Annotated in this window: 11 protein-coding genes and 1 pseudogene; 2 read left to right on the top strand and 10 right to left on the bottom strand. The window is 67.8% G+C overall.

Annotated features, from left to right (window positions below):
• The first annotated feature begins 86 nt into the window (after window positions 1–86).
• Entirely contained in the window at window positions 87–926 is an 840-nt protein-coding gene (locus tag HT102_RS05705; RefSeq protein WP_192038406.1) for an alpha/beta hydrolase family protein, read from the top strand.
• A gap of 63 nt (window positions 927–989) precedes the next feature.
• On the opposite strand, the pseudogene HT102_RS05700 reads toward HT102_RS05705, so the two are convergent.
• Window positions 990–3,053, bottom strand: a pseudogene (locus tag HT102_RS05700) (prolyl oligopeptidase family serine peptidase); the annotation flags it as partial.
• A complete protein-coding gene (locus HT102_RS05695; RefSeq protein ID WP_192038405.1) occupies window positions 3,049–4,506 on the bottom strand; it encodes an amidase in 1,458 nt (485 codons plus the stop codon). The pseudogene HT102_RS05700 and the gene HT102_RS05695, both read right to left, overlap by 5 nt.
• A 139-nt stretch (window positions 4,507–4,645) precedes the next feature.
• On the opposite strand from HT102_RS05695, the gene lpdA reads away from it, so the two are divergent.
• On the top strand, window positions 4,646–6,049 hold the full coding sequence (gene lpdA, locus HT102_RS05690; RefSeq protein WP_192038404.1) for a dihydrolipoyl dehydrogenase: 1,404 nt from the start codon (window positions 4,646–4,648) through the stop codon (window positions 6,047–6,049).
• Window positions 6,050–6,229: 180 nt separating this feature from the next.
• Here lpdA and HT102_RS05685 read toward each other — a convergent pair whose 3' ends face one another.
• The 8 genes from HT102_RS05685 to HT102_RS16125 all read right to left on the bottom strand — a co-directional run bounded on the left by HT102_RS05685 (window position 6,230) and on the right by HT102_RS16125 (window position 13,064).
• The gene (locus HT102_RS05685; protein ID WP_192038403.1) at window positions 6,230–6,796 is read right to left on the bottom strand and encodes a carboxymuconolactone decarboxylase family protein; all 567 of its coding nucleotides are present in this window, start codon (window positions 6,794–6,796) and stop codon (window positions 6,230–6,232) included.
• Complete coding sequence (locus tag HT102_RS05680; protein WP_192038402.1) at window positions 6,793–7,674, bottom strand: SDR family NAD(P)-dependent oxidoreductase; 882 nt, start codon at window positions 7,672–7,674, stop codon at window positions 6,793–6,795. The genes HT102_RS05685 and HT102_RS05680 overlap by 4 nt, the downstream gene beginning before the upstream one ends.
• 127 nt (window positions 7,675–7,801) lie before the next feature.
• Entirely contained in the window at window positions 7,802–8,494 is a 693-nt protein-coding gene (gene urtE, locus HT102_RS05675) for an urea ABC transporter ATP-binding subunit UrtE (RefSeq protein WP_192038401.1), read from the bottom strand.
• Window positions 8,487–9,284 (bottom strand): urea ABC transporter ATP-binding protein UrtD, encoded by a 798-nt coding sequence (gene urtD / locus HT102_RS05670; protein WP_192038400.1) that lies wholly within the window; start codon window positions 9,282–9,284, stop codon window positions 8,487–8,489. The genes urtE and urtD overlap by 8 nt, the downstream gene beginning before the upstream one ends.
• Window positions 9,281–10,351: an urea ABC transporter permease subunit UrtC gene (urtC, locus tag HT102_RS05665; protein ID WP_225443323.1), complete on the bottom strand. Its 1,071-nt coding sequence runs from the start codon at window positions 10,349–10,351 to the stop codon at window positions 9,281–9,283. The genes urtD and urtC overlap by 4 nt, the downstream gene beginning before the upstream one ends.
• A gap of 71 nt (window positions 10,352–10,422) precedes the next feature.
• Complete coding sequence (gene urtB / locus HT102_RS05660) at window positions 10,423–11,307, bottom strand: urea ABC transporter permease subunit UrtB (protein WP_192038399.1); 885 nt, start codon at window positions 11,305–11,307, stop codon at window positions 10,423–10,425.
• Between the two features lie 84 nt (window positions 11,308–11,391).
• Window positions 11,392–12,648, bottom strand: a complete 1,257-nt coding sequence (gene urtA, locus HT102_RS05655) for an urea ABC transporter substrate-binding protein (RefSeq protein WP_192038398.1) — start codon at window positions 12,646–12,648, stop codon at window positions 11,392–11,394.
• A 281-nt stretch (window positions 12,649–12,929) separates the two neighbouring features.
• On the bottom strand, window positions 12,930–13,064 hold the full coding sequence (locus HT102_RS16125; RefSeq protein ID WP_269902743.1) for a hypothetical protein: 135 nt from the start codon (window positions 13,062–13,064) through the stop codon (window positions 12,930–12,932).
• Window positions 13,065–13,203 lie beyond the last annotated feature (139 nt).

Below are 13,203 nucleotides of genomic sequence, written 5' to 3'. Positions count from 1 at the left end.
AGCGGGGAAGCCCCTCGAGGGCGTCTCCGCCCCAGCCGTGCGCCCACCGCATACAGTGGTCACCAACACCACGCTGGAGGTGCGCGATGATCACGGTCCCCATACAGATGCCCGACAGTACCGTCACCCCCGTCCGCGTATTCGCTGAGGGAACGCCTCCCGCGGGCAGTAGTTTCCTCATCATCCCCGGACTAGGCCTGCCCGCCGGCTACTACGATCCGCTGGCCCGGGAGCTCAACAAGCGCGGCTACCCGGCAGCGATCACGGAACTGCGTGGCCAGGGCGCCAGCGACCCCAGCCCCTCGCCCGATAGCGAATATGGCTACCACGACCTCGTCACGGTCGACATTCCCAGCGCCCTCGAGGTCTTGCACGAGCATGCGCCCGAAGCGACCCCGTTCCTCCTGGGTCACTCCCTGGGCGGTCAGGTGAGTTGCCTCGTCGGTGCCAGGGCCCCGCATGCCATCGGCGGAATCGTCCTCGTCGGAGCTGGATCCCCCTATTACCGGGGCTTTCCGGGCATGAAAGCTCTCGGCCCCCTCGTGGGCGGGCACATGATGTCGTTGACCGCGGGGATCGCCGGATACTGGCCAGGCGATCGCGTCAACGTCGCCGGATTCGGTCGCCAGTCCCGCGTGCTGATCAAGGACTGGTCCCGGTTCGCGCGCACGGGCCGGATCTCGCCCGCCAACGCTGATATCGACTATGAGCAATCGCTGGAGGAGGCGGAGCTCGATGTCCTCGCCATCACTGTCGCGCGCGATGACGTCGCCCCTTCGACCTCGGTCAACACCCTGGTCGACAAGCTGCGATCCGCCCGCGTGGAGCATTGGTACAACGCGAAGCCCCAGGGCCACAATGGGTGGATCCGGGATCCAGGCCCCACCGTCGAGCGGATCAGCCAGTGGATCGACGCGATCCGGTAGCAAGCCAGTGCGCGCGGCCTGCCCGGCCAGCGTCGTTCGCTCGGCCGGGCAGGCGCATGTCCGCTAGCGGGCCGATCCCAGGGTGGCGTGCAGGAACTGGTACGCCAGCGCGGTCTTGAACGCGAGCTGCGCGTTGTCCGCTGCACCACTATGCCCGCCCTCGATGTTCTCGAAGTACTTCACCTCGTGGCCGGTCTCCTCGAGCAAGGCCGTCATCTTTCGCGCATGCCCGGGATGGACACGATCATCGCGGGTGGAGGTCGTGATCAGCACCGGAGGATACGTCCGATCAGGATCGACGTTGTGGTACGGGGAGTACTTGCTGAGGAATGCCCAGTCCGCTGGGTCCTCCGGGTCGCCATACTCAGCCACCCAGGAGGCCCCGGCGAGCAGCAGGTGATACCGCTGCATGTCGAGGAGGGGAACCTGGCAGACGATGGCACCGAAGAGCTCTGGGTAGCGGGTCAGCATGACGCCCATCAGCAGGCCGCCGTTGCTCCCGCCTTGCGCGGCGAGCTGCTGGGGAGTCGTGACGCCGCGTTCGACGAGGTCCCGGGCTACTGCCGCGAAATCCTGGTAGGCGAGCTCGCGGTTTTCCCGGAGCGCCTGGGTATGCCAGCGCGGGCCGTACTCTCCGCCGCCGCGGATGTTCGCCACCACGAAGGTGCCGCCCTGCTCGAGCCAGCCCAGTCCTACCCCGGGGCTGTAGGCAGGGACGAGGGAGTTCTCGAACCCGCCATAGCCGTAGAGCAGCGTGGGTCCGGGGCCGTCGTGGGAGCGCACCTCGAAATAGGGGATGCGGGTGCCGTCGTCGGAGATGGCGAAGTGCTGGGTGGTGGAGATGCCGCTGGAGTCGAACAACGACGGGGATTGCTTGATCGGCGCAACGTCCACTGCGCTGCTCGCGACGGAGCCGTGCCACAGCGTCGCCGGGGTGGTGTACCCGCTGGAGGCCAGGAACACTTCGTCGCTGTCGGAATCCGTCGCGGTGATCTGCGTGCTGCCGAGCTCGGGGATCCCCGTGATCGGGCGCCATTCCCATGTGGTGGGGTCAACGACGCTGATCTCGGTGCGCACATCCCGCAGCGTCACCACCACGAGGGAGGCGTCGGTCCACGACCATTGCAGCAGGGTCGTGGCGGGATCGGGCTCGAACACGGTCTCTACCTGGATGTCCCCGTCGAGGTAGTCGGCGACGGATGTCCGCAGGAGCGTCCCCTCCGGGTGCTCGCGGCCACCTGTCCGCCACGGCGATCGCGTGCGGATGAGCAGCCAGTCCTTGTGCAGGGAGACCTGGGCATCCTCGGGCACGTCGAGCTTGCGCAATCCGCTGGGGGTGACGACATGATGCTCGGAGCGGTAGAAGTCGATGGCCCGCTCGATGACGGTGCGCTCGTAGCCCGCAGTGGGATCATGCGATGCGCTGACGGCGACATCGCTGGGCTCTCCCTCGAACAGGATCTCCGCCTCGGCGAGCGGCGTGCCGCGGCGCCATTGCCGCGCGATGCGCGGGTAGCCAGAGCTCGTGAGCGAGCCGGGACCGGTATCAGTGCCCACGAGGATGGTGTCGCGGTCGATCCAGCTGACGTCCGACTTCGCTTCGTCGAGGTGGAATCCGTGAGGGATGAACCGCAGCTCGGCGAGGTCGAACTCGCGGATCACGGAGGCATCGGCGCCGCCACGGGACAGGGCCACGAGGGCGCGGTCGAAGCTGGGCCGCAGCACCGAGGCGCCCGCCCAGACCCAGTTCTCGTCCTCGGCCTCGGCGAGCGCATCCACGTCGATGAGGATCTCCCACTCTGGCTCGGGTCTCCGGTACTCGTCGAGGGTGGTGCGCCGCCAGATGCCGCGGGGGTTGGTGGCATCGCGCCAGAAGTTGTACAGGTGCTCTCCGCGCCTGCGCACGTACGGGATGCGGTCATCGGTGTCGAGAGCTGCCCGGATCGATGCTTCGAGAGCATCGAGCCGATCGCCGCGGTAGGCCGCGAGCGTCGTGTCGTTGTGCTTCCTCACCCAGTCCAGGACTGTGTTGCCGTCGATGTCCTCGAGCCACAAGTAGGGGTCATCCATGGCCTCCAGTGTGCGTGAACCGACGGCGTGATGCCCGTGCGGGCAGGGCGAGTCACGGGATCCGTGGTGGCCGCCAGCCGCCGAGGCCTTCCTCCAGCGCCTGCGCGACCCGGATGGTGACGTGATCGTTGCCGGGCGCGGCGGCCACTTGGAGGCCCAGCGGGAGCCCGGTGCTGCCCAATCCGGTGGGCACCTGCGTGACCGGGATCCCCAGCATGTTGAACACCACGGTGTTGGAGGCGAGCCAGGGCTGGCCGTAGGTGGTGAAGTGCTTCGGCGCGAGCCGGGGGAACGGCGGGTAGAGCATCGCTCCGTCGCCGAGCAGCTCGGTGATCTGATCGGCGGCCTTCTCCGCGGCACTGACGAGCTTGCGGGCGGCGAGCATCCTCGCGCTGCGGACGGGGGCCACCTCAGCGAGCCGTAGGATCGCGAGCGGCGCGTGGAGCAAGGCCGGCACCGCGCCATCATGGCCGCGACCGAGAATGTCGGCGACCGTGCCGGCGATGTCCAGGGTGGAGCTGAAGGAGGCGAAGGCCTGCGCGAGCGCCCACCGGAGCGTAGGCAGCGACGTCTCGGTCACTATCGCGCCGCGTGCTTCGAGGACGTTGGCCGCGAGGTAGCGGGCGGTCTCGAGCTCGATCCCTGGTTTGGTGATGGTGGAGTCGATCGCGAGGATGACGGGCATGCCCGCGAGATCGGTATGGGCGGGATCATGCAGCGGCATCAGCCGCGAGTGCGGATCGTCCCCATCGGGTCCTGCCATCACGGCGAGCGCGGCATGGAGGTCCGTGGCGCGGCGGGCCATGGGCCCGAGGTACAGGTTGCGGCGGGCCTCGCCGTGCGCCATGGGGTAGTGCCCGGTCGTCGGCACGAGCCCCACCGAGGGCAGGGGCGCGAACACCCCGTTGAAGAACGCCGGGATGCGCAGCGAGCCGCCTAGGTCGGAACCGACGGAAAGGGGGGAGCCCCCGCAGCCCACGGCGGCGCCATCGCCGCCCGAGGAGCCACCAGCGGTGCGGGTGGGGTCGTAGGGGTTGCTGACGCGCCCATACAGGGGGTTGTAGGTCTCCATCCAGAAGATGGGGCCCGCGGAGTTGGTGACGCCGAGGGGGATCGCTCCGGCGGCGCGCAGCCTCGCGATCGCGGGGGCATCCTGCTGCGCGCGGTGGCGCCGGCGATGAGGAAATCCTGCCGTATTGGGCATGCCCTCGACGGCAATGAATTCCTTCACCGTGAAGGGCACGCCGAGCAGGGGCGAGCGGCGCGGCACCGTGCTCGTGTCGATCTGATCGGCGTCGCGCCGCGCGTCGTCGAAGCGATCGGCCGCGATCGCGTTGAGCGAGCGGCTCCGGTCGAGCACCGCGATGTGCTGGTCGAGCACGCCGCGCGCGGAGATGCTGCCGTCCGCGATGGCGGCCGCGATGCGGGTCGCCGACCATTCCGTGGTGCTGGGGGCGGGGTCGCCAGCGTCATGCTCCGCCGTGGTCTCGTGATGGGCAAGGTCGGTCATTGGCCCAGCTCCTCGTCATTGAGTACTGGTCGTTCCCGGTTTCGCTAGTATGCGCCGCGGGGTACCGGGGAGCGGCGGATTCGGGGGATTCGACCCCAACGCGGGACAGACCGCTGGCACAGGACTACGCTCGTACACCGTGGCTGCACATTACGACGTTGTTGTTCTCGGAGCTGGACCTGGCGGGTATGTCGCGGCGATTCGCTGCGCGCAGCTGGGCCTCAAGACCGCGATCGTGGAGGAGAAGTACTGGGGCGGGGTGTGCCTGAACGTGGGCTGCATCCCCTCCAAGGCGTTGCTGCGCAACGCGGAGCTCGCGCACCTCCTCGCGAACGAAGCGAAGCTGTTCGGCATCGAGGGCAACCCCTCGATGGGCTTCGGCGCTGCCTTCGACCGGAGCCGCAAGGTGGCGGACGGTCGTGTCAAGGGCGTGCACTTCCTGATGAAGAAGAACAAGATCACCGAGTACGAGGGGCGCGGCTCCTTCGCCGACGACCGCACCATCGAGGTCGAGCTGGCCAAGGGTGGCAGCGAGACGTTGACGTTCGACAACGCCATCATCTCGACGGGGGCCAGCACCAAGCTGCTGCCCGGCACCGAGCTGAGCGAGAACGTGGTGACCTACGAGGAGCAGATCATGACACGTGATCTGCCCGGCTCGATGCTGATCATTGGTGCAGGCGCGATCGGCATGGAGTTCGGCTACGTGCTGGCCAACTTCGGTGTGGACGTCACGATCGTCGAGTTCCTCGACCGTGCCCTGCCCAACGAGGACGCGGATGTCTCCAAGGAGATCGAGAAGGCCTACAAGAAGCTTGGCGTCACCATGAGGACTGGCGCCGCGGTGCAGAGCCTCGACGATGATGGCTCGAAGGTCACGGTGAAGATCAAGGACAACAAGTCCGAGAAGGTCGAGACCGTCACCGTCGACAAGGTCATGCAGGCCATTGGCTTCGCCCCGATCATCGAGGGATATGGCCTTGAGAACACCGGCGTCTCGGTGACCGAGCGCGGGGCCATCGATATCGACGCCCGCATGCGCACCAGCGTTCCGCACATCTATGCGATCGGTGACGTCACGGCGAAGCTGCAGCTTGCTCACGTCGCGGAGGCGCAGGGCGTCGTCGCTGCCGAGACTATCGGCGGCGCGGAGACCCTGGAGCTCGGCGACTACCGCATGATGCCGCGGGCAACGTTCTGCCAGCCGCAGGTGGCGTCGTTCGGCCTCACCGAGCAGCAGGCCAAGGACGAGGGCCACGACGTCAAGGTGGCCACTTTCCCGTTCATGGCTAACGGCAAGGCGCATGGCCTCGGTGACGCCACCGGGTTCGTCAAGCTCATCGCTGACACCAAGTACGGCGAGCTGCTCGGCGGCCACCTCATTGGCCCGGACGTATCCGAGCTGCTGCCCGAGCTGACGCTGGCCCAGAAGTGGGACCTCACCGTCAACGAGCTCGCCCGGAACGTCCACACCCACCCCACGCTGAGCGAGGCCCTGCAGGAAGCCATCCATGGGCTCGCGGGGCACATGATCAACTTCTGACCCACGCGCTAGCGGGAGGGGCAGCCACTCGAGGTGGGTGCCCCTCCCGCGCTATTCGCGCGCGAGGTCCCCAGACCCGAAGGTCCCCAGCCCCGGAAGTGTTACCTTCCGCACCCTTCCCGGCCCGCTCGGGGGTGCGAAACCGCACACAAGTGGCAGCCCCCGCGATCGCCCCGGGCGCTAGTTGGCGTTGGCCTGGCGACGAGCCGCGGGCCGGGTGTCGCGGGGGATGCGCAGCGCGCGGATCGTGGTGGCCAGCGAATCGTACTGCCCGACGAGCATCACGATCTCGATGAGCTCGCGCTCGTCGAGGAATCGCGTGAGAGCCTGCCAGGCGTCATCATCGATGTCCTTGGTGCCCACGAGTTGATCCACCGCGACGAGCAGCGCATGGTGGCGGGTCGACCAGCCGGCCGCGGCGGGCCCTTCCTGGACCCTGGCGATCAGGGCGGGGCTGAGCCCGGCGCGGCGGCCGAGGCGCTCGTGATGATCAAGCTCATAGGCGCAGCCACGCAAGTGGGCGATGCGCAGGATGAGCATCTCGACCTCGTAGCGCGGGAGCGAGCCGAAGGGCATGAGGCGGGCGGAGAACATCAGCCAGGCGCGGAAGAGCCCCCGTGCGTGGCCCAGGGTGCTGAACAGGTGAACGTCCTCGACGCGCATCGCTCGCCGCGCGAGCCTGGTGAACAACCAGTTGGCGGGGCCGAGCTCGGCGAGCCCTCCGGGTGGGATTCGGGGGGTTGTCACGAGGCTGCTCCTCCAGTGCGGTTCTTGCGCGGATGCTCGGGCTGGATCGTGGTGAGCGGAGCGTTCTCGGCGCGGGCGATCTCGAGCGCGGCCGCGGCGTTGCGGCGCATCGCGATCTCCATGATGCGCTGCGCGACCGCCCGCGAATGCAGGATCGGTCCCGTGTAGCGCGGGGAAACGATGATGCGGGAACGCTTGGCGATGCCGCGCTCGAGCGCTCGGATGGCTGGCTCGACCCGCGCCACCTTGAGCATGGGCACGTTCTTGACGAGCTCCGCGGCCGCACGGGTGCCAAATCCACGTGCGGTCATGTCCGTATCGAGCTCGCCGAAGTAGGCGACGCCAACGGCGCCGCCGTGGGGCCGCAGCTCGGCCCGAAGCGCGTCGCCGAGTGCTTCCACGGCGGCCTTGGAGGCACTGTAGGCGCCGAGCAGCGGCAAGTGGATGGCCGCAGCGAGCGAGGAGATGAGGAGCACGTAGCCGCGGTCGTGGCATACGTGCGGCCCGGCGGAACGGATCGTGTTGTAGACGCCGACGATGTTGACATCGACGGTGCGGAGGAAGACGTCTGGATTGCCGCCAATGAGGGGGAGCTGCGCGGCGACACCGGCATTGGCGATGACGGCATCAAGACCGCCGAGCTCGCCGACGAGCTCAGCGATGCTGGTGTCCACGGCGGCCGCATCGGTGACATCGCATTCCCGCCACGGAGCGGCGCAGTCCGCCGCGACCTTCTCGAGGAGGTCGGTCTCGATGCCGAGCAGCGCGACGCTCGCCCCATGCGCGGTGAGCGCGCGGGCGAGTGCCGCGCCCAGGCCGCGCGCCCCGCCCGTGATCAGGATCCGTTGGCCCTTGAGGTTGTTCTCCCACTTGCCCATGCCGTTCACGATACGTGCCCGCCATGGGTTCCTCGGGAGATCTGCCGTGCCAGTAGAGCTAGATCGCCAGGGCTAGATCGCCAGGGCTAGATCGCCAGGGCTAGATCGCCAGGGCTAGATCGCCATGCTAGATCGCCATGGCCTCGCGAACCTCGCTCGCGGCCATCGTGCCACCGTCGCCACTGGCGGTGATGTGCCCGGCCTCGATGACGTAGTAGTGCTGCGCGGCCCGCAGCGCGAAGCCGATGTGCTGCTCGACGAGCAGCACGCCGAGGTTGCCGCGCTCGGTGAGGGCGAGGATCTTCTCCTCGATCTCCTGCACGACCGAGGGCTGGATGCCTTCGGTGGGCTCGTCGAGGATGAGCATGCGCGGCTCGGTGATCAGGGCGCGCGCGATGGCGAGCTGCTGGCGCTGGCCGCCGGAGAGCAGCCCGGCCTTGCGGGGGAGGAGGGCGGTGAGCGCGGGGAACATGTCGAGCGCCTCGTCGATGAGATCCTTGCCGCGCGCTCGTCCGTCCGCGACGAGCTGCAGGTTCTCCAGGGTGGTGAGCTGCCCGAAGGATTGCTGGCCCTGCGGCACGTAGGCGAGCCCGCGGGCGACCCGGCCGCTGGGGCGCATGCTGGTCACGTCCTCCCCGTCGAGCAGGACGGTTCCCTTCGTGGCCTTGCACAGCCCGACGGCCGCGCGCAGGAGTGTCGTCTTGCCCGCCCCGTTGTGCCCCATGATGGCGACCCCGCCGTCCGGCGGGACGGTGATGGAGGCGCCGTGGACTACGGTGGAGCGGCCGTAGCCGGTGTGGACCTCGCGTAGCTCAAGCATGATCGTTTCCTTCCGCGGTGGCGGCGGTGCCGAGGTAGACGGCTTGCACGCGGGGATCGGCCTGGACCTCGGCGACGCTGCCCTCGCTGAGGACCTGCCCGCCGTGGAGCACGGTGACGGAGGTGGCGAACTGGCGCATGAAGTCCATGTCGTGCTCAACGACCACGACGGTGCGCTCGCCCCCGATCCGCTGGAGCAGCTCGCCCGTCTGCTGGCGCTCGTCGTGGCTCATTCCCGCGACGGGCTCGTCGAGAAGGAGCACGGTCGCGTCCTGGACGAGCAGCATGCCGATCTCGAGCCATTGCTTCTGCCCGTGGGCCAGGATCCCGGCGGGTGTCTCGCGCAGCGCGCCGAGCCCGGTCGTCTCGAGGGCTTCCTCGATGCGGGGCTCGATGGTGGTGCGGCTGCGCAGCCGGGACCAGGGGGAACGCTTGGCCCCGGCGGCGATGTCGAGGTTCTGCAGGACGGTGAGCTCCTCGAACACGCTGGCGGTCTGGAACGTCCGTCCCACGCCGAGGCGGGCGATATTGTGGGCGGGCTTGCCAATCAGCTCGACCCCGGATTTCTCCACGGAACCGGTGGCGGGGACAAGGCCGGTGATGGCATCGACGAGGGTGGTCTTGCCCGCGCCGTTCGGGCCGATGAGGAAGCGCAGGTCGCCCTGCAGGAGCGTGAGGTCCACGCCCTGCACGGCCTTGAAGCCGTCGAAGTCCACGGTGAGGCCGCGCACCTCGAGGTATTCCGAGCTCATTCCGGCATTGCCGCCGGGAATCGGGGCGTGGCTGGTCATGCGCTGGCCTCCTTCGACTGGTCCGCTTGCTTGCCGCGCCGCCGCCACACGATGAGCGAGGCGATGCCGCCGGGCAGGAAGCCCACGACGAGGACGAACAGCGCGCCCTGCGCGTAGGTCCAGGCGGAGGGGAACTGCTCGGACAGGGAGGTCTGGGCCCAGGCGATGGCGATCGCGCCGAGCACCGGGCCGAGCAGCGTGGTGCGGCCACCGATGGCGACGCCGATGATGAACGCGATCGAGGCGAGAACGCCCACGTCCTGCGGTGTGATGATGCCGACGATCGGAACGAACAACGCTCCCGCGATGGATGCCCACAGCGCGGCGATCACGTACGCCACGAGCTTGATGTTGGCGGGATCGTAGCCGAGGAACCGCACGCGCTCCTCCTGGTCGCGCACCGCGATCAGCAGCTCGCCATAGCGGCTGCGCATGACCTGCCAGGTGATCGCCATGATGACGAGCAGCGTCCCGGCTGCGATGAAGTACAGCATCTGCTGGTTGGCTGGGTCGCGCAGGTTGAACCCGAACCAGGTGCGGAAGTAGCTGATGCCGTTGGAGCCGCCGAGGGTGTTCTGCTGGCTGATCAGCAGGATGGCGAAGGCGGCGGCCAGCGCTTGGCTGAGGATGGCGAAGTAGGCGCCCTTGACGCGTCGCTTGAAGATGCCGAGGCCGAGCAGCAGCGCGAGGCTGGTCGGTACCAGCACGATCGCGAGGAGGGTGACCAGGGGGCTGGTGAACGGGAGCCAGAAGCCGGGCAGCTCGCGCTGTCCACCGAGCTGCATGAAGTCGGGCAGGGTGCCGGGGCCGCCGGAGATCGTGGCGTCCGCGAGCTTCATGTGCATGGCCATCATGTAGGCGCCGAGCCCGAAGAAGACGCCCTGGCCCAGGGTGAGCATGCCACCGCGGCCCCAGGCGAGACCGATGCCGACCGCCACTATCGCGAAGGTGAGGAACTTGGCGAGCAGGCCGAGCCGGAACTCGCTGAGCAGGACGGGGGCGACGACGAACAGCACGAGCGCGCCGGCGCCGAAGCCGAGGAGGGTGGTGTAGCGCGAGAGGACCAAGCGGGGGCGAGCGGACGGGCGCGGGTCGCCGCCGGGAGTGGTGGGCGGGCTGGGCGTGCTGGTTGTCTGGATCACGCGAGGCTCCTTGTCTTCACGCTGATCAGGCCCTGGGGGCGGACCTGCAGGAAGATGACGATCACGACGAACACCAGGACCTTGGCGATGCTCGCCGTGGTGGAGTACTCGAACACCGAGTGCAGCAGGCCAAGCGCGAACGCGGCGATAACCGCGCCACGGATCTGGCCGAGCCCGCCGGCGATCACCACGAGGAACGCATCCACGATGTAGGACTGCCCGATGGTGGGGCTCGTCGAGGCGATGAGAGTGAGCGCCACCCCCGCGACGCCGGCGAGGCCCGATCCGATGAAGAAGGTGGTGATGTCGGTGCGCCGGCTGGAGATGCCGCTGACCTCGGCGAGATCACGGTTCTGGACGACCGCGCGCACCCTGCGCCCCATGGGGGTGTACTTGAGGGCGGCGGCGAGCGCGATGACGCAGGCGATCGCGAGCAGCAGGATGAAGATGCGAGTCTTCGGGACGACGCTGCCGAAGATCTCGATGCCGCCGCGCAGGAAGTCAGGGGTGACGACGTTGACGGCGGGGGCGCCGAAGATGTCCCGGGCGACCTGCTGGAGGATCAGGCCCACGCCGAAGGTGACGAGCAACGTGTCGAGCGGACGGTGATACATGCGCTTGAGCAGTGTCATCTCGAGGATGACGCCGAGGATGCCACCGACGAGGAAGCCAAGGACGAGGGACACCAGTAGCGATGCCCCGGCGCTCGAGAACACTTGCTGCACGACGAACGCCGTGTAGGAGCCGGCCATGATGAACTCGCCGTGGGCCATGTTGATCACGCCCATCTGGCCGAAGGTGAGGGAGAGGCCCAGGGCGATGAGCAGCAGGATCGATCCCATGCTGAGGCCGGTGAAGAGCTGGCTGGTCACGATGTCCATCGCGGTTCCCAGTCCTTCCTGTGAGGGATGAGTGGCACGGGAGCGGGCCCGCGCCGGTGATCAGCGCGGGCCCGCGAGGTGGGGTCAGTTCCCGCCGAGCCCTTCGGCCCAGTCGTAGGACGTCAGGTATGGATCGGGATCGATCGGCCCCTCGGACTCCCAGACGGTGTCGATGAGGCCCGTGGAGTTGATGACGCCGATGCGGGAGGTCTTCGTGAGGTGGTTGTTCTCGCCGTCGATGACGACGGTGCCCTCGGGCGCATCGAAGGACACGCCTCCGGCCGAATCACGAACGGCATCGACGTCGAACGAGCCCGCTTCCTCGACGCTGGCGCGCCACAGGAACACCGAGGTGTAGGCGGCCTCCATGGGGTCGGATGTGGGCTTCTGCTGGCCGTAGCGATCCTTGTACGCGGCGACGAAAGCGGCGTTCTCGGGCGTATCGACGGTCTGGTAGTAGTTCCAGGCGGTCAGCTGGCCCTCGATGTTGTCGACACCGATGCTCGCGACCTCTTCCTCGGCGATGGACACCGACATGACCGGGGTGGTGGCGGCCTCGAGGCCCACGTTGGCGTACTCGTTGAAGAACGCGACGTTGGCATCGCCATTGAGCGTGTTGAAGATGGCGTCGGGCTGCGCCGAGCGGACCTTGTTGAGGATCGTGGAGAAGTCCGCGGAACCGCTGAGCGGAACGTAGTCCTCGCCGAGGACCTCGATGTCATTGGCAGTGGCGTAGGCCTTGATGATGTCGTTGGCGGTGCGCGGGAAGACGTAGTCGCTGCCGACGAGATAGATCGACGTGATGCCCTCTTCCTTGAGGTAGTCGAGGGCGGGGACGATCTGCTGGTTGGTGGTGGCGCCGCTGTAGAAGATGTTCGGCGACGATTCGAGGCCCTCGTACTGCACGGGGTAGTACAGGAGCGCGTTGTTGGACTCGAAGACCGGCAGCATGGCCTTGCGGCTCGCGGAGGTCCAGCCACCGAACACCGCGGCGACGCAATCATCGCGGACGAGCTTCTCGGCCTTCTCCCGGAACTTCGCGGGATCCGAGGCGCCGTCCTCGCCCACGACCTCGATCTGCTTGCCCATGACGCCGCCATCGGCGTTGATCTGATCGACCGCGAGGGCGATCGAGTCGCGCACGGTGACCTCGCTGATCGCCATGGTGCCGGTCAGCGAGTTGAGCGAGCCCACCTTGATGGTGTCGCCCGAGGTGTCGACGCAGGATTCGGTCGCGGCGAAGGTTGTTTCATCCCCGGACCGGCTTCCGCATGCCGTGAGCAGGAGTCCGACCGCCACGATCGCGGTGGGGGCGGCGACCCCGCGCTTGGTAAGCCTCATTCAACGCACCTTTCGTTCCGAGTCCCTGGGCGGTACGGCGCGGCCTACCGAGGGCCGCGCCGATCCGGTGAGGGGAACGCTAGGGAGCGCCTGTTTCGAGAACGTGTCTGTTGGTCACGCCGATATGAATCCCGGTTACGCAGGAGTAAAACCTCGCATTCGCCCCGCGGCCCGCGCTGGAGCAGCAACCCTGGGGCAGCAACAAGGCGGCGGCCCCTGCGAGAGGGACCGCCGCCTTAGCCTGCTAGCTCAGTGTCCTGCTAGCTCAGTGGCCTGCCGGATCAGGAGCCGAACATCGAGACCTGCTCCTCGAAGGCGCCGAGCACGACATCGAGGTTCTCGAAATCACCGCGACCGCCGTTCTCCTGGATGAACTGGCCGAAATCGGCGAGCATGCCGATGAATGTTGCGAGCATGGGATTCCCCTAGCGTTGAGCGTGATCCCGGTACCACGTGTGTCACCGGGACAGGTCCTGTCCACCCTAGGCGGGGCGGCCGCGCGCGCGGCAACTCGCGGATAAAGATGTGATCGCGATCGACCCTCCATCAGGACAC

The organism is Lolliginicoccus lacisalsi (assembly GCF_014841105.1).
Taxonomy (GTDB): domain Bacteria; phylum Actinomycetota; class Actinomycetes; order Mycobacteriales; family Mycobacteriaceae; genus Lolliginicoccus; species Lolliginicoccus lacisalsi.
Note: the sequence above shows the minus strand (reverse complement) of the source record. Positions and strands in the feature narration are given on the sequence as shown.

What these genes read in the sequence shown, in the direction of transcription:
- HT102_RS05705 (WP_192038406.1), top strand. Translation starts at nt 87, where the DNA reads ATGATCACGGTCCCCATACAGATGCCCGACAGTACCGTCACCCCCGTC.
- HT102_RS05695 (WP_192038405.1), bottom strand. Translation starts at nt 4,506, where the DNA reads ATGACCGACCTTGCCCATCACGAGACCACGGCGGAGCATGACGCTGGC.
- HT102_RS05680 (WP_192038402.1), bottom strand. Translation starts at nt 7,674, where the DNA reads ATGGGCAAGTGGGAGAACAACCTCAAGGGCCAACGGATCCTGATCACG.
- urtE (WP_192038401.1), bottom strand. Translation starts at nt 8,494, where the DNA reads ATGCTTGAGCTACGCGAGGTCCACACCGGCTACGGCCGCTCCACCGTA.
- urtD (WP_192038400.1), bottom strand. Translation starts at nt 9,284, where the DNA reads ATGACCAGCCACGCCCCGATTCCCGGCGGCAATGCCGGAATGAGCTCG.
- urtB (WP_192038399.1), bottom strand. Translation starts at nt 11,307, where the DNA reads ATGGACATCGTGACCAGCCAGCTCTTCACCGGCCTCAGCATGGGATCG.
- urtA (WP_192038398.1), bottom strand. Translation starts at nt 12,648, where the DNA reads ATGAGGCTTACCAAGCGCGGGGTCGCCGCCCCCACCGCGATCGTGGCG.
- HT102_RS16125 (WP_269902743.1), bottom strand. Translation starts at nt 13,064, where the DNA reads ATGCTCGCAACATTCATCGGCATGCTCGCCGATTTCGGCCAGTTCATC.